17 protein-coding genes and 1 tRNA gene are annotated in these 21,385 nt (G+C 71.3%); 5 read left to right on the top strand and 13 right to left on the bottom strand.

Translation table 11 applies throughout. The annotated features are described in order from the left end of the window. Positions 1-123 precede the first annotated feature (123 nt). Positions 124-690 (bottom strand): GPR1/FUN34/YaaH family transporter, encoded by a 567-nt coding sequence (locus OG802_RS12955; protein ID WP_329410218.1) that lies wholly within the window; start codon positions 688-690, stop codon positions 124-126. A gap of 157 nt (positions 691-847) precedes the next feature. After that, positions 848-1,375, bottom strand: a complete 528-nt coding sequence (locus OG802_RS12960) for a universal stress protein (RefSeq protein WP_329410220.1) — start codon at positions 1,373-1,375, stop codon at positions 848-850. 352 nt (positions 1,376-1,727) lie between these two features. Between OG802_RS12960 and OG802_RS12965 the strand changes: the two genes are divergently transcribed. From OG802_RS12965 to OG802_RS12980, 4 genes are all read left to right on the top strand, one after another. After that, entirely contained in the window at positions 1,728-2,057 is a 330-nt protein-coding gene (locus tag OG802_RS12965; RefSeq protein ID WP_329410222.1) for a hypothetical protein, read from the top strand. A 377-nt stretch (positions 2,058-2,434) separates the two neighbouring features. Next, complete coding sequence (locus OG802_RS12970) at positions 2,435-3,670, top strand: helix-turn-helix domain-containing protein (RefSeq protein ID WP_329410224.1); 1,236 nt, start codon at positions 2,435-2,437, stop codon at positions 3,668-3,670. Between the two features lie 128 nt (positions 3,671-3,798). After that, complete coding sequence (gene orn / locus OG802_RS12975; RefSeq protein ID WP_329410226.1) at positions 3,799-4,401, top strand: oligoribonuclease; 603 nt, start codon at positions 3,799-3,801, stop codon at positions 4,399-4,401. 116 nt (positions 4,402-4,517) lie between these two features. Further along, a tRNA-His gene (locus OG802_RS12980) sits at positions 4,518-4,590 on the top strand. A 128-nt stretch (positions 4,591-4,718) separates the two neighbouring features. Here OG802_RS12980 and OG802_RS12985 read toward each other — a convergent pair. The 5 genes from OG802_RS12985 to OG802_RS13005 all read right to left on the bottom strand — a co-directional run bounded on the left by OG802_RS12985 (position 4,719) and on the right by OG802_RS13005 (position 11,321). Next, positions 4,719-5,774 carry a LacI family DNA-binding transcriptional regulator gene (locus OG802_RS12985; protein ID WP_329410228.1) on the bottom strand — a complete coding sequence of 352 codons (1,056 nt, stop codon included), beginning with the start codon at positions 5,772-5,774 and terminating at the stop codon, positions 4,719-4,721. A gap of 318 nt (positions 5,775-6,092) precedes the next feature. Continuing rightward, positions 6,093-7,541 carry a GH1 family beta-glucosidase gene (locus tag OG802_RS12990; RefSeq protein ID WP_329410230.1) on the bottom strand — a complete coding sequence of 483 codons (1,449 nt, stop codon included), beginning with the start codon at positions 7,539-7,541 and terminating at the stop codon, positions 6,093-6,095. Positions 7,542-7,699: 158 nt separating this feature from the next. Next, positions 7,700-8,620 (bottom strand): carbohydrate ABC transporter permease, encoded by a 921-nt coding sequence (locus tag OG802_RS12995; RefSeq protein WP_329410232.1) that lies wholly within the window; start codon positions 8,618-8,620, stop codon positions 7,700-7,702. Positions 8,621-8,634: 14 nt separating this feature from the next. Next, positions 8,635-9,627 (bottom strand): carbohydrate ABC transporter permease, encoded by a 993-nt coding sequence (locus tag OG802_RS13000; RefSeq protein ID WP_329410234.1) that lies wholly within the window; start codon positions 9,625-9,627, stop codon positions 8,635-8,637. A gap of 374 nt (positions 9,628-10,001) precedes the next feature. Further along, the gene (locus OG802_RS13005; RefSeq protein WP_329410237.1) at positions 10,002-11,321 is read right to left on the bottom strand and encodes an ABC transporter substrate-binding protein; all 1,320 of its coding nucleotides are present in this window, start codon (positions 11,319-11,321) and stop codon (positions 10,002-10,004) included. Positions 11,322-12,547: 1,226 nt separating this feature from the next. Between OG802_RS13005 and OG802_RS13010 the strand changes: the two genes are divergently transcribed. Next, complete coding sequence (locus OG802_RS13010) at positions 12,548-13,975, top strand: GH1 family beta-glucosidase (protein WP_329410239.1); 1,428 nt, start codon at positions 12,548-12,550, stop codon at positions 13,973-13,975. A gap of 177 nt (positions 13,976-14,152) precedes the next feature. On the opposite strand, the gene OG802_RS13015 is transcribed toward OG802_RS13010, so the two are convergent. From OG802_RS13015 to OG802_RS13040, 6 genes are all read right to left on the bottom strand, one after another. Further along, positions 14,153-15,037: a carbohydrate ABC transporter permease gene (locus tag OG802_RS13015; RefSeq protein WP_329410240.1), complete on the bottom strand. Its 885-nt coding sequence runs from the start codon at positions 15,035-15,037 to the stop codon at positions 14,153-14,155. Next, the gene (locus tag OG802_RS13020) at positions 15,034-16,014 is read right to left on the bottom strand and encodes a carbohydrate ABC transporter permease (RefSeq protein ID WP_329410242.1); all 981 of its coding nucleotides are present in this window, start codon (positions 16,012-16,014) and stop codon (positions 15,034-15,036) included. Before OG802_RS13020 ends, OG802_RS13015 begins: the two co-directional genes overlap by 4 nt. Next, positions 16,011-17,327 (bottom strand): ABC transporter substrate-binding protein, encoded by a 1,317-nt coding sequence (locus OG802_RS13025; protein WP_329410244.1) that lies wholly within the window; start codon positions 17,325-17,327, stop codon positions 16,011-16,013. Before OG802_RS13025 ends, OG802_RS13020 begins: the two co-directional genes overlap by 4 nt. 251 nt (positions 17,328-17,578) lie before the next feature. After that, entirely contained in the window at positions 17,579-19,054 is a 1,476-nt protein-coding gene (locus tag OG802_RS13030) for a glycoside hydrolase family 18 protein (protein WP_329410246.1), read from the bottom strand. 203 nt (positions 19,055-19,257) lie between these two features. Then, a complete protein-coding gene (locus tag OG802_RS13035; protein WP_329410248.1) occupies positions 19,258-20,628 on the bottom strand; it encodes a HAMP domain-containing sensor histidine kinase in 1,371 nt (456 codons plus the stop codon). Further along, positions 20,625-21,332: a response regulator transcription factor gene (locus OG802_RS13040; RefSeq protein ID WP_329410250.1), complete on the bottom strand. Its 708-nt coding sequence runs from the start codon at positions 21,330-21,332 to the stop codon at positions 20,625-20,627. Before OG802_RS13040 ends, OG802_RS13035 begins: the two co-directional genes overlap by 4 nt. Between the last annotated feature and the right edge of the window lie 53 nt (positions 21,333-21,385).

Here is a 21,385-nt window from a genome sequence, read left to right on the forward strand (position 1 = left end):
ACAGGGGGCCCGCTCGGACCGCGCGGACCGGCGGACACGAACGGGCCCCCTGTGCCGCCACCGCGCACAGGGGGCCCGCTCCATCCGCCGGGGCGGCCCGTCCCCCCGGCGCCGGCTGCCGGTTCAGCCCGCGGCCGTCACACCGGGACGGGCAGCACGCCGGGAGACCGTCGTGGGCCAGTGCGCCAGGGCCGCCGTCGCCGTGTACCAGGCGACCGCGCCCGCCGCGACGGCGAACCAGCCGCCCGCCTTGGCGAGTCCGCCGCTGTCGGCGAACCGGGCGACGGCCGCCAGGACCAGGCCGACGCAGAACAACCCGTGGGCCGCCTGGCCGAGTTGGTCGCCCCCGGCGAGGGTCAGGGAGAGGGCCACGAGGGCGAACAGGAGCAGGAAGAGCCCTGCCGCGTTGTCGGAGACCTGGGCGCCGGCGGAGACCGCCCAGGTGAACCAGAAGGCGCCGAGGACGGTGTGGGCGGTGCCGGCGGCCGCGTCCCCCTGGCGCAGGGCGAGCAGGCCGGCGAGGAAGAGCGCGACGCCGCCGACGTAGTGGGCGACGGCCACGGCGTCCGCGGCCGTCACGCCGTCGATGAGGTCGGTGTACCCCAGCCCGAAGGCCAGCAGGGTGACGCCGAGGGCGAGTCGGCCGGCGATCGTGGTGGTGCTGCTTCCCGCAGAGACGTCGTTGTCCACGGCAAGCTCCCTTCATGCCTGTGCAGTTGTGTGAGCGATATATGCCCTTCACAAAGGCACAAACACCCCTACGCGCCAGTAGTTTCGCGCTGCACACACGGGGGATCCGGGGGCTCCCCGGCCTCATCCCGCCGGGGAGTGACGGGAGTTGCGGGAATTACGGGATGACGATCACGGGGCGTTTGGCGCGCTTGGCGAGCCGCCCCGCGACGGAGCCGAAGATCCGGCCGACGAGACCGTGCGTGGAGCCGACGACGATCGCGTCGGCCTCGTACTCCCGCCCGACCTCTTCGAGCTCGTGACAGATGTCGCCGCCGCGCTCGACGAGGATCCAGGGGACCTCGGCGAGGTAGTCCGCGCAAGCCAGCTCCAGACCGAGCACCTCGGTGCGGTGGTCGGGCACGTCGACGAAGACGGGCGGCTCGCAGCCCGCCCACACCGTGGTGGGCAGCCGGTTGGCGACATGGACGATGATCAGGCCCGATCCGGAGCGATGGGCCATGCCGATCGCGTACGCGAGGGCCCGCTCGCTCGACGTGGAGCCGTCGAAACCGACGACCACGCCGTGCTTGAAAGCGGGATCGCAGGAATGGCGTGCCTCTTCGGCCGCCAGGGGCTCGGCCGCCGTCGGGTCGGCGACGGGCCGCTTGCGGTCCGCGGGTTCGAAGAATTCGTGACCGGCCATGGCTGTCTCGGCGTATCGATCCTTGTACGGGTGGGACGGCGGTGAGCGGCGGAGCTGTCCGGGAATCCTCTTCCCAACCCCGTACCCCCAAGGGTACGGCGGCACGCCTCCAGGGCCCAGAGCCCGCACGCCCCCGGTGGGGGTTCCAGGGAGCATGCACGAGCGGACGCCCGTAACGCAATGGTTGCTGCCCCGTACAGGCGGTTTGCACGGACGCCCGCCGAGACCGGGCCCCCTCCGGCAGTGACCGACCGCGCGAAGGGGCGTTGAACCCCGTGAACCGCCGCCCCCGGCCGGGCCCCGCCGCACCGCGGCGCGGACCGAACCCGCCGCCCAGGAAGGAGTCCGCCCGATGCGCCCGCTCCCCCCCGCCCCCCGGCCCCGCCCCGGCGAGGACCGGACGACCGACCTGATCCGCTGGGCGGCCTTCAGCTGCGTCCTGGTCCCGGTGGTCCTGCTCGGCTACGGCGCCTCCCTCGCCGGGGCCGCCGGGACCGCCCTGGGCCTCGCCGCCGTCACGGCCGTCTGCCGGGTGCTGCTGCGCCGGTCCGAGCGGTGCGCGGCCCGACTGCTCGCCGACGAGCCCGCACCCGGGGCGCACCACCGGGGGCGCCACCAGCGCGCCGGAACGGGGCCGCGCCGCGGCGGTCGTCACTCCGGGGGAAACTCACCGGTCGGTTGACCGGTTTTCACGCACGGAACCGCTTGTTTTCAGCCAACTTCCGGTAAGTGTGCCTCTCTTGCCGTAACCACCCCCCACCCCCCGTTCCACCTGCACGGAAAGGGGGCCGGGGCACCCGTGCACCCTATGGGGATTGGCCACCGCACCGAGGCGCACTTCCCTGCACGGCCCGTGAGTGCAACGCTTCGTGATCGAATGCTTCACGCCAAGTTGCCATGTCGACAATCCGCCGGATGGTGAACTGGCCACGCCGGCATCAGGCGACACAGTAGATTCGATCTTGACTGTCTACGGCGGGGGACTCGTGCAGGACCAAGGGGAAACGTGCAGGAGCGACACAACCGAGGAGCCGCGACCACCGAGGGGGGCTTAGCAGGATGAGCCACGACTCCACTGCCGCACCGGAAGCCGTGGCCCGGAAACTGTCCGGGCGACGACGCAAGGAGATCGTCGCGGTGCTGCTGTTCAGCGGCGGCCCCATATTCGAGAGTTCCATTCCGCTGTCGGTGTTCGGGATTGACCGCCAGGACGCCGGCGTGCCGCGCTACCGCTTGTTGGTGTGCGGCGGCGAGGAAGGCCCGCTGCGGACCACAGGGGGCCTGGAACTCACCGCACCACACGGCCTGGAGGCGATCTCGCGGGCGGGCACGGTCGTCGTGCCCGCCTGGCGTTCGATCACGTCGCCACCGCCGGAGGAAGCGCTCGACGCACTGCGCCGGGCGCACGAGGAGGGCGCCCGCATAGTGGGCCTGTGCACCGGCGCGTTCGTGCTGGCCGCCGCGGGCCTGCTGGACGGCCGTCCGGCCACCACCCACTGGATGTACGCGCCGACGCTGGCCAAGCGCTATCCGTCGGTCCACGTGGATCCACGGGAGCTGTTCGTCGACGACGGCGACGTGCTGACGTCGGCCGGCACCGCGGCCGGAATCGATCTGTGTCTGCACATCGTGCGGACGGATCACGGTAACGAGGCGGCGGGCGCGCTGGCCCGGCGTCTCGTGGTGCCACCGCGCCGGTCGGGCGGGCAGGAGCGCTACCTCGACCGGTCTTTACCCGAGGAGATCGGCGCCGACCCGCTGGCCGAGGTCGTCGCCTGGGCGCTGGAGCACCTCCACGAGCAGTTCGACGTGGAGACGCTCGCCGCGCGCGCCTACATGAGCCGGCGCACCTTCGACCGCCGCTTCCGGTCGCTGACCGGCAGCGCGCCGCTTCAGTGGCTGATCACCCAGCGGGTGCTCCAGGCGCAGCGGCTGCTGGAGACGTCGGACTACTCGGTGGACGAGGTCGCGGGCCGCTGCGGCTTCCGCTCGCCGGTGGCCCTGCGCGGCCACTTCCGCCGCCAGCTCGGCTCGTCGCCGGCGGCGTACCGGGCGGCCTACCGGGCGCGCAGGCCGCAGGGCGAACGGCCGACGGACAGCGAGCCGCCGGCCCCGCCGCCACCGCCGCCGTCGCTGCACCCGGAGTCGCCCGGACCGGTGCCTCCGCAGATCCGGCGCACGGCCTCGGCCACGGCCGGGGCGATGGGCTCGTCGGCGTCCCTGCCGTCCGAGCACGCGCGTGAGGCGTACGCGGCCTCGCGGGCGAGTGTGCCGGGGCAGCGCAGCGGCATGTGAACGACCCTGTGACGCCGGACGGGCCCATGACGCGGCCCGTCCGGCGTCCGGGCGCGCCCCGGCGCGTCCGCCGAGGGCGGTGGACACCAGGACGCCTCAAAAGGCGACGTCAGCTTTAGGGTGGTCGCATGAACGATCGCATGGTGTGGATCGACTGCGAGATGACCGGCCTCTCGCTGTCCGACGACGCTCTCATCGAGGTAGCCGCCCTCGTCACCGACTCCGAGCTGAACATCCTCGGCGACGGTGTGGACATCGTCATCCGCCCGCCGGACCGGGCGCTGGAGACGATGCCGGAGGTGGTGCGTCAGATGCACACCGCGTCCGGACTGCTCGACGAACTGGCGGGCGGCACGACGCTCGCCGAGGCCGAGGCACAGGTCCTCGCCTATGTGCGGGAACACGTGAAGGAGCCGGGCAAGGCGCCCCTGTGCGGGAACTCCGTCGGCACCGACCGCGGTTTTCTGGCCCGGGACATGGCGGCCTTGGAGGTCTACCTCCACTACCGGATCGTCGACGTCTCCTCGATCAAGGAGCTGGCCCGGCGCTGGTACCCGCGCGCCTACTTCAACAGCCCCGAGAAGAACGGCAACCACCGCGCCCTCGCCGACATCCGCGAGTCCATCGCGGAACTGCGCTACTACCGCGAGGCCGTCTTCGTGCCGCAGCCCGGCCCCGACTCCGAGACCGCGAAGTCGATCGCGGCCAAGCACGTCCTGCCCGCGAACTGAGCCCTCACGACGACGCTCCGGCGGCCCCGGGAAAAGCCGTGCGCGAGCACCCCTTCGGACCCTGTACACTTTTTCTCGGCCGGTAGGGAGACCGCAAAGTCCAACTGCCGGGCGTGGTGGGTGTAGCTCAGCTGGTAGAGCACCTGGTTGTGGTCCAGGATGCCGCGGGTTCGAGTCCCGTCACTCACCCTGAGTCATCAGCCGGTGACTTCCCGCGAGGGAGGTCACCGGCTGACGGCGTTGTGGGGGCGGGCCGGTCGCGTCGTACGGGCGGCCCCCGACGGGAGGCGCCCTTCACGCCGTCGCCGGTTCCGCCGTCACGACGAAGCGCGCTCCACCAGCTTCGTCGGGAGCACCACCTGGCGCCGCTGCGGCCCCCCGGGCACCGTCGGGCCGCTGCCCGCGATCTCCGACAGCAGCAGGCCGATCATCCTGCGGCCCATGTCCTCGATGGGCTGGCGGACGCTGGTGAGCGGCGGATCCATGTGACGCGCTATGGCCGAGTCGTCGTACCCCACCAGCGCCACGTCGTCCGGGATACGGCGGCCCTGCTCGCGCAGGACCTGCCGGGCGCCGGCCGCCATCACGTCCGAACCCGCGAACACCGCGTCCAGGCCGGGGCGCCGGCCGAGCAGCGCGGCCATCGCACGGCGCCCGCCCTCCTCGGTGAAGTCCCCCGGCTCGATGAGCTGTTCGTCGGCCCCGTGCCCGGCGTCGCGCAGCGCCTCGCGGTAGCCGTCGACGCGGCGCTGCGCGCCGTACACGTCGAGGCGCCCGGTGATGTGGGCGATCTCGCGGCGGCCGCGGGCCAGCAGGTGCTCGACGGCTGAGCGGCCGCCGCCGTAGTTGTCGGAGTCCACCGACGCCAGCGCCTCACGCGCCGACCTCGGGCCGCTGATCACGGCGGGAATCTCCAGCTGGGCGAGCAGGTCGGGCAGCGGGTCGTCGGCGTGCACGGACACCAGCAGAACGCCGTCCACGCGGTGCGCCGCCAGGTACTCGGCGAGCCGGCGGCGCTCCTTGTCGCTGCCCGCGAAGATCAGCAGGAGCTGCATCTCCGTGTCCGACAGCTCGGCGCCGACGCCCTTCAGCATGTCCGAGAAATAGGGCTCCGCGAAGAAGCGGGTCTCCGACTCGGGGACGACCAGCGCGATGGCGTCCGTGCGGTTGGCGGCCAGGGCACGGGCGGCCGTGTTGGGGACGTACCCGAGTTCGGCGACCGCCGCCTCGACGGCCGCGCGGGTCGCGTCGCTGACCCGGGGCGAGCCGTTGATGACCCGGGAGACCGTGCCACGACCGACTCCGGCCCGAGCGGCGACCTCCTCCAGCGTCGGCCGACGGCCGCCCCGGCTCCGCCCACTGCTGACCGCCATGGTCGCCGCCTTCCGTTCGCAGCACTCAGGGCCAGGAATGTAACAAACGTGGCCCCGGCCCTCCCCGGCCCATTCTCCCTCGCCGACCGGCGGCTTTTCGCACCGGTCGGCCCGGGAGGGACGGCCGCGGCCGGGCAGCGTCCGCCCCTGCGCGTGCCCGGCCCCGGCCACGCCCGGCGCCCGGCCTGCCCTGCGGGCAGACGGCGCCCCTTCCGGAACACGCCCCAGCCGCCCCGCGGCCCGTTCACACAGGTGTTTCGCGGGACGGCGTACGAGGGCCGGCCGGGTCGCGGACGGGGGCGTCGGGGCGGTCGGGGCTCACTCCTGCCCGGCGGCCGGCAGCGCGTTGCGCCGGATCACCCCGGCGTACCAGTGGGCGCTCTCCTTCGGGATGCGGCGCTGGGTGGAGTAGTCGACGTAGACGGCGCCGAAGCGCTTCGAATAACCGTAGGACCACTCGAAGTTGTCCAGCAGGGACCACAGGAAGTAGCCGCGCACGTCGGCGCCGTCGGCCACGGCCCGGCGGACGGCCTCCAGGTGCGCGTGCAGGTAGGCGATCCGCTGCGGGTCGTTGACCAGGCCCTCGGGAGAGACGTAGTCGTCGAAGGCGGCGCCGTTCTCGGTGACCATCAGCGGCAACTGCGGGTGCGACGCGGCCAGGTCGGTCAGCAGCGTGTACAGGCCGTCGGGGTCGATGGCCCAGTTCATCGCGGTGAGCTGGTCGTTGGCGAGATGGAAGTCGACGTGGTCGGAGCCGGTCCACGGCGAGTGGTCGCTCGCGCCGTGGCCGTCGTTCTTGGTGCCGGTGCCGTCGCCGGCCGACACCACCGTCGGGGCGTAGTAGTTGACGCCCAGCACGTCGATCGGGCGGGAGATCTCCGCCAGGTCGCCGTCGTGCACCAGCTCCGCCCAGTCGACGAGGTGGGCGGTGTCGGCCATCAGGTCGTCGGGGTAGACGCCGTCCAGGACAGGGCCGGTGAAGACGCGGTTGCCGACCGCGTCGATCCGGCGGGCGGCCTCGGCGTCCTCGGGGCTGTCGGTGAGCGGGCGCACCTGGTGCAGGTTGAGGGTGATCGAGGTCTGGGCCGACGCCGGGAGGTTGGCGCGCAGCGCCCCCACCGCGAGGCCGTGGCCCAGGTTGAGGTGGTGGGCGGCGCGCAGGGTGGCGGCCGGGTCGGTGCGGCCCGGGGCGTGCACACCCGAGCCGTAGCCCAGGAACGCCGAGCACCAGGGCTCGTTGAGGGTCGTCCACAGTCCGACGCGGTCCCCGAGGGCGCGGCCCATGATCTCCGCGTAGTCGGCGAACCGGTGCGCGGTGTCGCGCTGCGGCCAGCCTCCCGCGTCCTCCAGCTCCTGGGGGAGGTCCCAGTGGTAGAGGGTGGCGACGGGCGTGATGCCCGCCTCCAGGAGCTCGTCGGTGAGCCGGCGGTAGAAGTCGAGCCCGCGCTCGACGGCGGGGCCGCGGCCGGTGGGCTGGACCCGCGACCAGGAGATCGAGAAGCGGTACGCGCCGAGACCGAGGTCCTTCATGAGCGCCACGTCGTCGCGGTAGCGGTGGTAGTGGTCGGCGGCGATGTCACCGGTGTCGCCGTTGCGCACCTTGCCCGGGGTGTGGCTGAAGGTGTCCCAGATGGAGGGTGTCCGGCCGTCCTCCGCGGCGGCGCCCTCCACCTGGTACGCGGCGGTGGCGGCGCCCCAGACGAAGCCCGGCGGGAAGGAGGTGGCTGCGGCCGGCTCGGCCTTGGTCTCGGTTCGTACGGCAGTCATGGAGAGAACGCTCCCAAGTGGCGTGAGAAAGGACCGGAGGGTGATCCGGCGATGGGGGGAAGCGGACGGGGGCACGGCTCTGGGCGCCCGGCCGGGCACGGCCCGCGTGCGGGGCGGGCCGTACGGGACGGCGTCCGGCGGACTTTCGCGGATCTGGCCTAGCCCTTGACGGCGCCCGCCATGATGCCGCCGACGATCTGCTTGCCGAAGACGACGAAGACCAGCAGCAGCGGCAGGGTGCTGATCAGCGCTCCGGCCATGACGATGCTCTGGTCGGGGGTGTAGGAGGCGCTGAGCTGGCCGAGGGCCACCTGGAGGGTGGGGTTCTCCTGGTTCAGGGCGAGGAAGGGCCAGAAGAAGTCGTTCCACGCCTGCACGAAGGTGAGCATGCCCAGGACCATCATCGCGGGCCGGGCCGCGGGCAGGACCACGTTCCAGACGATGCGGATGTTGGTCGCCCCGTCCACCTTGGCCGCCTCGATCAGCTCGTAGGGCAGGGCCTCCAGCAGGTACTGGCGCATGAAGAAGACGCCGAAGGCGCCGACCAGGGTCGGGAAGATCACCGACTCCAGCTTTCCGCCCCACCCGATGTCCGACATCATCATGAACAGCGGGACGACGCTGAGCTGTGGCGGAATCGTCAGGGTGGCGATGACGGCGGTCATCAGGGCGCCGCGGCCGCGGAAGCGCATCTTGGCGAAGGCGTAGCCGGCCAGGGTGCAGAAGAACAGCGTGGCCGCGGTGATGCAGCCGGCCACGATGAAGCTGTTGACGATGGCCTTGCCCAGGTGGGCCTGGTCCCAGGCCGCCTGGATGTTGCTCCACAGCCGGCCACCGGGCAGGAACGGCGGCGGGGTGTCGAGGACCCGCTGCTGGTCGTGGGAGGCCGCCACCAGCGTCCAGTACAGCGGGAAGACCGAACCCAGGCCGATGACGATCAGCGTCAGGTAGGTGAACGGGCCGCCCTTGAGCTGCTGGCCGGCGCCGAGTTTGAAACGGCTGCCCTTCTTGTCCGCGGGGGCGGGAAGCGGTGCCGGGTCGAGGACCGGCACGGTCTTGGTGGGACTGGTCGTGGTCATCGATATCGCTCCCGTCAGGCCGCGCTCTTGCGCACGAACCGGCCGACGATCCAGTTGATCAGGGCGATGAGCAGCAGCAGGACGAGCATGGCCCAGGCCACGGCCGCCGCCGGGCCCAGATGTCCCAGCTTCCAGCCGTAGTTGAAGAGGTAGATGCTGAGGGTCTCGTACTGGTGCTCGCTGCCTCCGACGGCGCCGATCGTGCCGCCCTGGAGCAGCAGCGGCTCACCGAACAGCTGCATGGAACCGATCGTCGAGATGACGATGGTGAACAGGATCGTCGGTCGCAGCGAGGGAATGGTCACCTTGCGGAACTGCTGCCAGCGCGTCGCGCCGTCGATCGACGCCGCTTCGTAGAGGTCGGTGGGCACGGCCTGCATGGCCGCGAGGTAGATCAGGGCGTTGTAGCCGGTCCAGCGCCAGATCACGATGACGGAGATGGCGATCTTGGACGTCCACTCGCCGTCGCCCCAGTCGGTGTTGCCGATGCCGACGAAGTGGAGCACCCAGTTGAGCAGGCCGCCGTCGGCCCGGAACACCAGGGCGAAGACCAGGGCCGCGGTGGCCACCGAGGTGGCGTACGGGGTGAGGATCACCGTCCGCCAGAAGGTGCTGGCACGCAGCTTGTAGTTGAGCAGATGGGCGAGGCCCAGCGCCACGAGGAGCTGCGGGACGGTCGAGATGACGCCGATCACGAAGGTGTTCGTGACGGCGGTCCAGAACTCGGAGTCCTGGAGGATCTTGGCGAAGTTGTCGAAGCCGACCCACTCGGACTGGTCGAGGCCCGTCATCTCCACCCGGTGCAGGGCTATCCAGCCCGTGTACAGGAGCGGGTAGAGCCCGAAGGCTCCGAAGATGAGGAAGAAGGGGGCGATGTACGCGTAGGGCGACGCCTTGTCGTCGAACCGCCACAGCCGCGTGCGCCACGCGCTGGGTCCGTTCGGCGCGACGCCGGAACCGCCGGTCGGCGGGGTGTGGGCACCCCGTGCAGGGGTTGTGGTTGCCACGGAGGGAGTCCTTCCCTGGATGTCTGGGCCGGGTGGGGCGGGAGGCGGGAGCACGGGCCGGGCGGCGGTGCGCCGTCCGGCCGCGGACCGGTACGACGCCGAGCGGCCACGCGTCCCGGCGGTGACCTGCGCCTCCTGCCCGAGCGGAGCCTGTCACGGGGTTCGCGTCACGTCCTGGGGCTCCGGTCACCTGCCCGTACGACACGGTGCCGCGACGTCCGGTCAGTGTCTGCCGGACGCCGCGGAGCGGACCGGCGCCGGATGGCCGGCCCGGTGTGGACGACCCCCGCGCCACGGGCGCGGGAGCCGCCGCGCGGGCCCCCGCGCCGCAACGCGGTGCGGGCAGCCCGTCGGGCCGCCCGCACCGGCGGGTGTCAGCCGATCACCTTGTCGATCGTGTCGGTAGCGGCCTTCCACGCGTCGGCGGGCTTGGTGCCGCGCTTCTCCATGTTGTTGATCTGCGTGGAGATCGTGTCCTTGATCGTGGCGTCCTTCGGGCCGAGCACGGTCTCCGGGATGGCCTTGGCCTCCTCGGCGTAGATCTGGCCGATCGGGGCGTCGCTGAAGTACGGGAGCTTCGCGTCCTTCACGTCGGCGAGCTCGTAGGCGCCCTTGTTGGAGGGGAAGACGCCGATCGCCTTGAACACGGCGGCCTGCTGCTCGGGAGCCGTCAGCCACTTGACCAGCTCGGTGGCCTCCTTGACGTGCTTGCCGCCCTTGGGAACGGCCAGGAAGGAGCCGCCCCAGTTGGCCGCGGTGGCGCCGGGCGCCCGGCTGATGTCCCACTTGCCCTTGTAGGCGTCACCGGAGTTGATGGAGATCTGGCCGGCCATCCACGCGGGGCACGCCACGGTGGCCACGGTGCCCTTGCGGAGCGCGGCCTTCCACGGGTCGGTGAACTGCGGCAGACCCTGGGTCAGCTTCTTCGACGCGGCCTCGGCCGACAGGTTCCAGGCCTGCTGCACGGAAGGGCTGTCCTTGTAGATCGCCTTGCCGTCGGCGTCGTAGTACTGCTTCGCCGAGGAACCGACGACGGCGTTGTACATGGCACTCGCGGAGTCCATGAAGTAGGTGCCGGCGGGCGCCTTCGCCTTGAACTTCTCGCCGAGCTTGATGTAGTCCTCCCAGCCGCCCTTGACGGCCGCGGCGACGGCCTCACGGTCGGCCGGCAGGCCCGCCTTCTCGAAGAGGTCCTTGCGATAGCACAGAGACATCGGGCCGATGTCGGTGCCGGCGCCTATGACCGAGCCGTCCTTCGCGGTGGCCTGCTTCTCCTTCCAGGAGACCCAGTCGGCCACGTTGATCGTCTTGCTCAGGTCGGCGAACTTGGCCGCCTGGGTGTCGACGACCTCCTTGATGCGACCGACCTCGATGCCGGTGACGTCCCCCAGACCGCTGCCCGTGTTCAGCTGCTGAAGGAGCTTCGGGTAGTAGTCCTGCTCGTTGGCGGTCGTCTCCTCCTGCACCGTGATGTTCGGGTGCAACGTGTGGTACTTGGCGAACAGACCGGCTTCCTTGTAGCCGAACTGCCCGAAGTCGGCCACCTTGAGAGTGATGTTCCCGTTGGAGTCCGAGGCGTCCGAGTCGCCGTCGTCGCTGCAGCCGGTCAGCAGCAGCGCCGAGGCCGTCAGGACCGTGGTGGTCAGGGCCGCTGCTCTGCGGCCGCGACCGCCGCTGGTACGGGTGATGCGCATTCCACTACTCCTTGTTCCAGTGGGAACGGGATCTCAGGAATCGGACCGCCGGGGTTCGACGCTCCCGACCTGCCCTCTCGAATCGAGCGCCGGCCAACCCACAGCACTCGGGGTGCGGTGAAAAGGTGCTGGTCAACGGTGCGCCATATGAGGCAGAGGGAAGGACTGTTGGTGGTTCGGTTTACGGAGGAGAGGGCCCTCGACTGTCCGTGGGACCGCTCCCACGCGGCATGCCGGAAGACTCCTTGCTGCCGGACCGGGTGTCAAGACTTGAAAACGGCGTTGTTGCGCAAGCGTGTTCTCCACGTCACGTGAACGTGTCGCACCGGACCGGGCCGACAGCCCGGACACCGGCCCGTTCCCCGACGGAATCACGCAGGTCACGAACGGATCGGCGCGCAGCGCGGAAGGCCGGCGCCGTCCGGCGGCGGCCGCGCGGTGATTTGCGGGGCCGTGACCGTGAGCCGCCGGACGGATCGCCGGAAGGTGAACGATCAGCTGAACGCCGGCCCCGCACGGCACCGGAGCGGTCGGCCGCGGGCGGCACCCGGACCGCACGCGGCCGGGCGGCTGACCGGCCGGGCGGCCGACCGGAATGCGATACCGGCGTCGGGGCCGTGGCGGACTCCAGGGCTCCGGAACCGGGGGGCTCCGGGACCGGGGGGCTCGGGGGCTCCAGAACCGGGGGGCTCCGGGACCGGGGGGACTCGAGGGCTCCGGGACTCGGGGGGCTCCGGGACCGGGGGACTCCGGGACCGGGAGGACTCGAGGGCTCCGGGATTCGGGGGAGGTCTGGGACTCCGGAACCCGGACTCCCGGGCTTCCGGAACCGGGGACTCCCGAACCCGGGGACGCGGTGACTTCCGGAACCCGGGGACTCCGGGACTCCCGGACCGTGGGGACTCCGGACCCCGGGGACTCCGAAGCCGGGGCCTCCCGGACTCCTGACCCCGGGGACTCCGGGACTTCGGAAGTTCGGGACTGCCGGACCCAGGGACCCCGGTCGCGGGCCGGAGCGCGCGGGGCGGAGGGCTCGGAGGTCGCGCCCGCGCCGGCGTCCGCGTCCGTGCCGGGCGCGGGCCCTGAGGTCGCGCCCGCGCCGGCGTCCGCGTCCGTGCCGGGCGAGAGGGGGCTGACCCCGGTACGGGCTCTTTCGGTGGGTGCCCTTTTGCCGTGGGAGCGCTCCCATGCATAATGGGCGCTCACCCGACCACGGGAGCGACTCCATGTCCGACCTGACGACCCCGGTCTTCCCTCCCTCCTTCCTCTGGGGGGCCGCGACGTCCGCCTACCAGATCGAGGGGGCGGTGCGGGAGGACGGCCGTACGCCGTCGATCTGGGACACCTTCAGCCACACGCCGGGCAAGACGGCCGGCGGCGACACCGGCGACACCGCTGTCGACCACTACCACCGCTACCGCGACGACGTGGCGCTGATGGCGGACCTCGGCCTGACCGCGTACCGCTTCTCCGTCTCCTGGTCCCGGGTGCAGCCGACGGGCCGCGGGCCCGCGGTGCAGGCGGGCCTCGACTTCTACCGCCGCCTGGTGGACGAGCTGCTGGCGAAGGGCATCAAGCCGGCCGTCACCCTCTACCACTGGGACCTCCCGCAGGAGCTGGAAGACGCGGGCGGCTGGCCCGAGCGGGACACCGTCTACCGGTTCGCCGAGTACGCGCAGATCGTCGGCGAGGCGCTGGGCGACCGGGTGGAGAACTGGATCACGCTGAACGAGCCGTGGTGCAGCGCGTTCCTGGGCTACGCGTCCGGCGTGCACGCGCCGGGCCGCACCGACCCGGTGGCGTCGCTGAGGGCGGCCCACCACCTGAACCTGGCGCACGGGCTGGGCGCCTCGGCGCTGCGCTCGGTGATGCCGGCCCGCAACGCGGTGGCGATCAGCCTCAACTCTTCGGTCGTGCGGCCGCTCTCCCCGGGCAACGCCGAGGACGTGGCGGCCGTCCGGAAGATCGACGACCTCGCCAACGGCGTGTTCCACGGCCCGATCCTGCGGGGCGCCTATCCGCAGACGCTGCTGGCGGCGACGTCGTCGCTGACGGACTGGTCGTTCGTCCAGGACGGCGACCTGCGCGCCGTCAACCAGCCGCTGGACGCCCTGGGCCTGAACTACTACACGCCCACGCTGGTCTCGGCGGCGGACGCGGAGCCGAAGGGGCCGCGCTCCGACGGCCACGGCGCGAGCGCCCACTCCCCCTGGCCGGGCGCGGACGACGTCGCCTTCCACCAGACCCCGGGCGAGCGCACGGAGATGGGCTGGACGATCGACCCGACCGGCCTGCACGAGCTGATCATGCGCTACACCGAGGAGGCCCCGGGCCTCCCGCTGTACATCACCGAGAACGGCGCGGCCTACGACGACAAGCCGGACGCGGACGGCCGCGTCCACGACCCGGAGCGCGTCGCGTACCTGCACGGTCACCTCTCGGCGGTGCGTCGCGCGATCGCGGACGGCGCGGACGTCCGCGGCTACTACCTGTGGTCCCTGCTCGACAACTTCGAGTGGGCGTACGGCTACGAGAAGCGCTTCGGGGCGGTGTACGTCGACTACGCGACGCTGGCCCGCACGCCGAAGTCGAGCGCGCTCTGGTACGGCCGGGCGGCCAGGACGGGGACCCTGCCGGAGGTCGGGACGGCCTGACCAGGAGACCACCTGCTGGGGGGCAGGAGGAGGGGAGGGCGCGGCAGGCTGTGGGGGCCTGCCGCGCCCCGGCCGTTGCGGGGCGGCCCGCCGCGGTACCGCGTGGTGACAGTTGGGTGGTGGCCGGTGGTGGTGGCCGGGTGGTGGTGGCCGGGTGGTCTTCGCCGAGGTCGGGGCTCAGCCCTTGTTGGCGCCCAGGGTGAGGCCGCTGACGAACTGGCGCTGGAGCACGAAGTACACGGTCAGGGTGGGGATCGCGGTGAGCAGGGCGCCGGCCGCGACCAGGTTGGGGTCGGTGAAGTACTGGCCGGAGAGGTTGTTCAGCGCGGAGGTGATCGGCATGTTCTCGCCGGTGGAGATCAGCACGATCGCCCAGAAGAAGTCGTTGTAGATCCAGATGGACAGCAGGGTCCCCAGGGCGGCCATCGCGGGCTTGCACAGCGGCAGCACGATCTGCCAGTACATGCGCCACACCGAGGCGCCGTCGACGAGGGCGGCCTCGGTCAGTTCGTGCGGCAGCATCCGCATGTAGTTGCTGAGCACGAACGCGCAGAAGCCGGACTGGAACGCGACGTGGATGAGGACCAGGCCGAGCGCGGAGTCGTACAGCTTGCCGCTCATGGTGACGCCGGGCAGGTCGACGAGGAGGTACAGGCGGTACAGGGGGGTGATGATGACCTGCTGGGGCAGCAGGTTGCCGGCGGTGAAGACCAGCAGCAGCGCGATGTTGAGCCGGAAGTCGAAGCGGCTGACGTAGAACGCGACCATCGACGCCAGCAGCAGGGTGAGCAGCACGGCCGGGACCGCGATGATCAGCGTGTTGCCGAAGTAGTGGAGCATGTCCGACTGCTGGAAGGCGTTGGTGAAGTTGTCGAGGCTCAGCTTGTCCGGCCAGGAGACGTATCCCTTGTCGCTGGTCTCCGCGTAGGGACGCAGGGCCGCGAACACCGCCCACAGCAGGGGGGCGAGCCAGGCGAGCGCCGTGACGACGAGGAAGGCGTGCAGCAGGACGCGCGCCGGGCGGACGGGGGTGCGCTTCTTCGTCACGAGGGCCGTGCTCATGCGCGCCGCTCCTTCCGGAAGGTCGCGATCAGGTACGGGATGATCACGGCGAGGGAGATGACGAGCAGGACGACGGCGATCGCGGAGCCGTAGCCGATCCGGCTGGACTCTCCGATGATGTTGTTGGTGATCAGGATCGACAGCAGCTCGGTGCCCTGGGCGCCCTTGTTGAAGACGAAGACGAGGTCGAAGGCGCGCAGCGCCTCGATGATCGTCACGACGAGGACGACGGTGTTGGTGGGGCGCAGGGTGGGGAAGACGACGTTCTTGAACGTCTGCCACTCGTTCGCGCCGTCCAGCGCGGAGGCCTCCCGCAGCGAGGGGTCGACGCCTTTCAGTCCGGCGAGGTAGAGGATCATCATGTAGCCGGCGTGCCGCCAGGAGGCGGCGACCAGGACGGCCCACAGATTGAGGTCCGGGTCGCCGATCCAGTCGATGTAGTGACCCGGTGTGTTCGCGCCGATGACGCTGTTGATCAGCCCGGTGTCCGGGTTGTAGACGAGCTGCCAGACGAATCCGGTGACCGCCAGCGACATCACGACCGGCAGGAAGAACGCGGTCTGGTAGACCCGGCTGAAGCGGATCCTCTTGTCCAGTTGCACGGCCAGGAAGAGCCCGAACGGGGTCGGGATCAGGATGAGCACCACGAACCAGACGACGTTGTGCTGGACGGCGGGCCAGAACTGCGGGTTGTCGGTGAACAGCTGGCGGAAGTTGTCCAGGCCGACCCACTTGATGGAGTCGAAGCCGATGCCGTCCCAGTTGGTGAACGCAAGAGCGATCGAGGCGAGGGCGGTGAGCCAGACCAGGGCGACGTGCAGGATCGTCGGCACGCCCGCCATGAAGGCGAGCGTGATGCGGTCGCGGCGGGTCAGCAGGCGTCGCGGGCCGCGCGGGGTCCGCCCGCCGGCGGGCGCGGGGGGCGGAGGCGGCACGGCGGCCGCCTCCGGGCTCTTCGGAGAGGTGTCGGTGGTCATGCGGACGCGAAGATCGTCTTCTTCTGGCGCTCGATCGACGCCAGCAGGCCGTCGACGCCCTTGGGGTTCTGCAGGAACTTCTGCAGGCCGGGCTGCATCACCGTGGAGGTGAAGTCGGGGCGTGAGTCGCGGTCCATGAACTGGGTGAGGCTCTTGGCCTCGCTGATCATGGTGTACGCCTTCTTCTGGAGCGCCGTGTACGACGAGGTGTCGGCCTTGCTGGAGGCGGCCACCACGCTGGAGTCGGCCTTCAGGTAGATCTGCTCGGCCGCCGGCGTGCCCAGGAACTCCAGGAGCTTGACGACGCCGTCGTGGTTCTTCGGGGACCTGCTGACCATGAAGCCGTCGGTGGGGGCCTCGACCGTGTCCTGTCCGAACGCGGAGTCGATCTCCGGGAAGGCGAAGAAGTCCAGGTCGTCGGCGTCGGCCTTGTTCGCGAACTGCTGCGCCACGAACGAGCCCAGCAGGTACATGCCGGCCTTCTTCGACACCAGGGTCTGCGCGGCGTTCTGCCAGGTGCGGCCCATGAAGCCGTCCTGGTGGTAGGGCAGCAGCTCGGCCCAGTGGTCGAAGACCGCCTTGACCTTCGGGTCCGTCCACGCCTCCTTGCCCGCCATCAGGGACTTGTGGAAGTCGTAGCCGTTGAGGCGGAAGTTGATCTGGTCGAAGGTGCCCATCGCCGGCCAGGCGTCCTTGTCGCCGAAGGCGATCGGGACCAGGCCGTCCTTCTTCATCTGCTTGCACAGGGCGACCAGCTGGTCCCATGTGGTGGGGACCTGGTAGCCGTGCTGCCGGAAGACGCTTTTGCGGTAGAAGAGCGCCCACGGGTACGTGTACAGCGGCACGAAGTAGTACTTGCCGTCCTCGCCCTTGGACAGCTGCTTCATCGCGTCGGGGAAGTCGCCCCCGATCTTCTGCCACACGTCGTCGATCGGGGAGGCGAGCTTCTTGGCCGCGAAGAACTGCATGCGGTACCCGGCGAACCAGTTGAACACGTCGTCGGGGGTGCCCTGGAGGTAGGAGTTGATCTGCTCCTGGAACGTGTTGTGGTCCTTGGTGTTCACGTCGACCGCGATCCCGGACTGCTTGGTGAAGGCCGCGTAGATCTCGGCGAAGGCCTTCTTCGGGACCGCGTCGGAGGCGTTCGAGCCGAGGGTGACGGTCTTCGGGTCGGCGGCCGTGCCGCTGGAGCCGCATGCGGACAGCAGCGGCACGCCGGCGCCCAGGACGGCCGCCCCGCCTATGCCGCGCAGCAGCGTGCGGCGGCTCGGAGAGGGGAGGGAGAGGCGGCCGGAGGGGGTGAGGTGAGGCATGAGCGGCTCCTGACGCGAGGTTCGGCCATGGAGGGCGACGGAAAGTTGATCACAAACGATCAGAAATCAACTTGACCGAACACGAGGTGGCGTAATAACAGCCGCATGTCCGGTCATGCGTCAAGAGCCGTCACTTTCATTTGTCGAAACGTAATCGACACACCTTGATCACCTTTTGTCCACATCCTTGATCGTCGGGCGACCGATCGTCGGGCGGCGGACCCCGGTCACCCTGTCACGCGGTCACCCGGTCACTTGAAAGCCGCGAAGGCCTTCGAGAAGGCGGAGGGGGACTGCACGACCGAGCTGCACGTGGCGTCCGCCGAGCCCTTGGCGCCGCCCGGGCACTGCTTGTCGCGGGTCGCCGACCACATCGACAGCCACCCCAATCCCTTCGACTTCGCGAACGCGACGAGCTGACCGGCGTCCTCGACCGTGAAGACCTCGGAGGCCACGTCGTTCACGCCGATCATCGGGGTGACGGCCACCGCCTTCCACGCGGCGCCGTCGCTCAGCCCCAGCACGCTCTTGACCTGGGCCTGTGTGGCGGTCGCGGCCTGCACGGCGTAGCCGCCCATGTCACCGCTGTACGCGGGACCGTAGTCCATCGCCATGATGTCGACAGTGGCGATGCTCACGTTGTTGGCCTTCGCGTCCGCGAGCAGACTCACACCGGCCTGGGTCAGCCCCTCCGGCATGACGGGCAGGGTGAACGACACGTCCAGGCCGGGGTGCTGCCGCTGAAGCTCGGCTATGGCCTGCGCACGCCGGGTGTTCGCGGCGGCGTTCGGCAGCGCCCCGCCCTCCACGTCGAAGTCGACCTTGGTGAGCCGGTAGGCGTCGACCACCTTCCCGTACGCGGCCGCCAGCGCGTCCGCCGAGGAGCAGGTGGTGGCCAGCTCGGAGCCGGACGCCCCGCCGAAGGAGACCCGCACGTCGCCGCCCTTGGCGCGCAGCGCGCCGATCTGCGCGGCCACGGCGTCGCTCGCGAGGTCGCTCACCCCGCCCCACTTGGGGGTGCAGCCGCCGCCGTCGGTCACGAACGCCAGGTTGTAGTCCTTGACGCCGGTCGCGCTCAGGTTGCCCGGCAGGTCGAAGGCCGGATACAGGGAGGTGTCGACGTAGGGGGCGAAACCGGCGGACGCGGGGGCGCCGGTCCCGGGAGTGCCGCTCGCGGTCGGGGAGGGCGGGGCGGGGACCGTGGGGGTGGGGCTGGAGGAGGGCGCGGACGTGGGCGAGGACGTGGGGGAGGCGCTGGGCGCGGCGGTCGTCGGCCGCCCGCTCGGCTCGGGGGTCGCCCCACCGTCGGCGGAGCACCGGGCCCCGTCGACGAGACAGCCGACCGGGTCGCCGGCGCCCTGCACCACGAATCCGACGGTGACCGACTCCCCGGCGGCCAGCCCGTCGGCGTCCCACTTCGGCGGCGTCACCGTGACGTGCCGCCCGGCCACGCTCGACGTCGCGTTCCACAGCGAACCGAGCGTCGTCCCGGCCGGCAGGTCGAACTCCAGCTTCCAGTCGGCCTTGGCCGCCCCGCTGTCGTTGGTCACCACGTACTGCGCGGTGTAGCCCGTCGACCAGTCGCTGGTCCGGGTGTAGGCGGCCCCCACCCCGGCCGCGTGCGCGGTGCCGGTGACCAGCGCGATCCCGCCGCCCGCCACGGCCGCGGCGACCGCGCCCCCGATGACCTTGTTCCTGCCGCTGATCCTGCGCCGGTGCGTGCTCATGCCGTGCCTGCCTTCACTGTTCACGGAGGTTCCCGAGGGGGGTGAGGCAGCACGCTAGCGACCAGGAAACGGACAAAAGGCCTGACAGGGACGGGAGTCGAGGATCTTAGGCTGCGCTTAAGGAAGGCATCGGGACCGGTTAAAGGTAGAGACCAATCGTCTCCGTCGCGGGGCGGGTGGAGCGCCGCGGGTCGGGGCCCGCGTCATCGCACCGCGAGGCGTCCGCGGCGGCGGACGGAGCCCCGGTGGCCTCTGCGGACCGGTTCGCGGCCGTCCAGCTGTATCCAGACGCGGACCTCGGCGCCGCCCAGCACCGAGGAGCCGATGCGGACGTCGCCCCCGGTCGACTCGGCGAGACGGCGGACGATGTCCAGGCCGAGCCCCGTGGAGCCGGCCGTGCCCGAGCCCCGGCCACGGGCCATCGCCGTCTCGGGGTCGGGTATGCCGGGGCCCGCGTCCGAGACGAGCACGATCACCGCGTCGTCGCCGTTGTGGACGTCGACCGCGAACGCCGTGCCCTCCGGGGTGTGCCGGAAGACGTTGCCGAGCAGGGCGTCGAGAGCCGCGGCCAGGTCGGCGCGGGCCACGGGGACGCGCACCGGCCGGCCGACGCCGGCCGTGCGCACCTTGCGGCCCTCGTCCTCGGCGAGCGCCGACCAGAACGCCATCCGCTCGCGCACCACCTCCGCCGCGTCGCACCCCGCGCCGGGACCGGGGGCCGCCGTCTGCGGTTTCGCCTCCCGGGCGGTGCGGATGATCGTGTCGACCTCGCGCTCCAGCTGGGCGACCGCCGTGCGGGTCTGCTCGGCGGCCGGGGAGTCGCCGAGGGAGGCCGCGTTGAGCCGCAGCACGGTGAGCGGGGTGCGCAGCCGGTGGGACAGATCCGCCGCCAACTCCCTTTCGTTGGCCAGCAGTTGCACCACCTGATCGGCCATCGAGTTGAACGCGACCGCCGCCAGGCGCAGTTCGCTTGGCCCCTCCTCCGGGACCCTCGCGCCGAGCTTGCCCTCCCCCAGCTCGTGCGCGCCCTCGACGAGCCGCCGGGCCGGCTGCACCATGCGCACGCCCAGCCGGTCGGCGACCGCGACCGAGCCGACGACCAGTGCGACGCCGACCGCCGCCAGCACCGCCCAGGCCGTGCCCACGCCGTTGCTCATCGCGGACTCGGGGACGTACACCTCGATCACCACGGTCCCCAGGCCCAGCGCGACGGGCTGGAGCAGCGCGGAGCCGCCCGGGACGTCCGTCGTCGAGGCCCGGCCCAGCTTCCGCACGGCCGCGACGTCCGCGGCCGCGGCGCGCTGCCGGCCGAGGTCTACGGCCGCCCGCCCGTCGCCCGCCGGCAGGTGCACGGCCATGCCGTCGTCGGAGCCTGCCGCGGCCACCACCCGCTCCAGCTGGTCGCGGTCGGTGGTGATGGACAGGGCCGGCACCACCACCGCGGCCTCCCGCTCCGCGTTGGTGAACGCGCGGTCGCGGGCCATCTCCTCGACGACCAGGCCGAGCGGGACGGCGAAGGCCACCACGACCATGGTGGTGACCGCCAGGCACACCTTGACCAGAGCCCACCTCACAGCGCCGACGCCCCTTCCCCCGGTGGTTCGAGCTTCACCCCGACACCCCGCAGGGTGTGCAGATAACGCGGCCTCGCCGCCGTCTCCCCCAGCTTCCGGCGCAGCCAGGACAGATGGACGTCGATGGTCTGGTCGTCGCCGTAGGACTGCTGCCAGACCTCGGCGAGCAGTTCACGGCGCGGGACGACGACCCCGGGCCGGCCCGCGAGGAAGGCGAGCAGGTCGAACTCGCGGCGGGTGAGGTCGAGTCGCACACCGTCCAGCTCGGCCTGCCGGCGCAGCGGGTCCACGGCCAGTCCGCCGACGCGCAGGACGCTGGACGGCGCGGGCTCCCCGGCCGAGGACCGGGCCCGGCGCAGCACGGCCGCCATCCTCGCCGACAGGTGCTCCACCGAGAACGGCTTGGTCAGGTAGTCGTCCGCGCCCGCGTTCAGCAGCCGGACGATCTCCGCCTCGTCGTCGCGCGCGGTCGCGATGATGACCGGGACGTCCGTGATGCCGCGCAGCATCTTCAGGGCCTCGGAGCCGTCCAGATCGGGCAGGCCGAGGTCCAGCACGACCACGTCGAAGCGGAAATGGGCGACCTCGCGCAGCGCCTCCAACGCCGTGCCCACACTGCGCACGGTGTGCGAGGCGTCGGTCAGCTGCCGGATGAGCGCCGAACGCACGAACTGGTCGTCCTCGACCACGAGCACACTTGCCATGCGCCGCAACCTACGCCATGCCGGCGAGCCCTTCCGGGGCCTGTGGACAACTC

The organism is Streptomyces sp. NBC_00704, from assembly GCF_036226605.1.
GTDB lineage: Bacteria > Actinomycetota > Actinomycetes > Streptomycetales > Streptomycetaceae > Streptomyces.

Bases quoted from the DNA above. Each gene is read 5' to 3' on its own strand.
- OG802_RS12965 (WP_329410222.1), top strand. From the start codon at position 1,728: ATGCGCCCGCTCCCCCCCGCCCCCCGGCCCCGCCCCGGCGAGGACCGG.
- OG802_RS12970 (WP_329410224.1), top strand. From the start codon at position 2,435: ATGAGCCACGACTCCACTGCCGCACCGGAAGCCGTGGCCCGGAAACTG.
- OG802_RS12960 (WP_329410220.1), bottom strand. From the start codon at position 1,375: ATGGCCGGTCACGAATTCTTCGAACCCGCGGACCGCAAGCGGCCCGTC.
- OG802_RS12990 (WP_329410230.1), bottom strand. From the start codon at position 7,541: ATGACTGCCGTACGAACCGAGACCAAGGCCGAGCCGGCCGCAGCCACC.
- OG802_RS13005 (WP_329410237.1), bottom strand. From the start codon at position 11,321: ATGCGCATCACCCGTACCAGCGGCGGTCGCGGCCGCAGAGCAGCGGCC.
- OG802_RS12995 (WP_329410232.1), bottom strand. From the start codon at position 8,620: ATGACCACGACCAGTCCCACCAAGACCGTGCCGGTCCTCGACCCGGCA.
- OG802_RS13015 (WP_329410240.1), bottom strand. From the start codon at position 15,037: ATGAGCACGGCCCTCGTGACGAAGAAGCGCACCCCCGTCCGCCCGGCG.
- OG802_RS13030 (WP_329410246.1), bottom strand. From the start codon at position 19,054: ATGAGCACGCACCGGCGCAGGATCAGCGGCAGGAACAAGGTCATCGGG.
- orn (WP_329410226.1), top strand. From the start codon at position 3,799: ATGAACGATCGCATGGTGTGGATCGACTGCGAGATGACCGGCCTCTCG.
- OG802_RS12985 (WP_329410228.1), bottom strand. From the start codon at position 5,774: ATGGCGGTCAGCAGTGGGCGGAGCCGGGGCGGCCGTCGGCCGACGCTG.
- OG802_RS13040 (WP_329410250.1), bottom strand. From the start codon at position 21,332: ATGGCAAGTGTGCTCGTGGTCGAGGACGACCAGTTCGTGCGTTCGGCG.
- OG802_RS13010 (WP_329410239.1), top strand. From the start codon at position 12,548: ATGTCCGACCTGACGACCCCGGTCTTCCCTCCCTCCTTCCTCTGGGGG.
- OG802_RS13025 (WP_329410244.1), bottom strand. From the start codon at position 17,327: ATGCCTCACCTCACCCCCTCCGGCCGCCTCTCCCTCCCCTCTCCGAGC.
- OG802_RS13020 (WP_329410242.1), bottom strand. From the start codon at position 16,014: ATGACCACCGACACCTCTCCGAAGAGCCCGGAGGCGGCCGCCGTGCCG.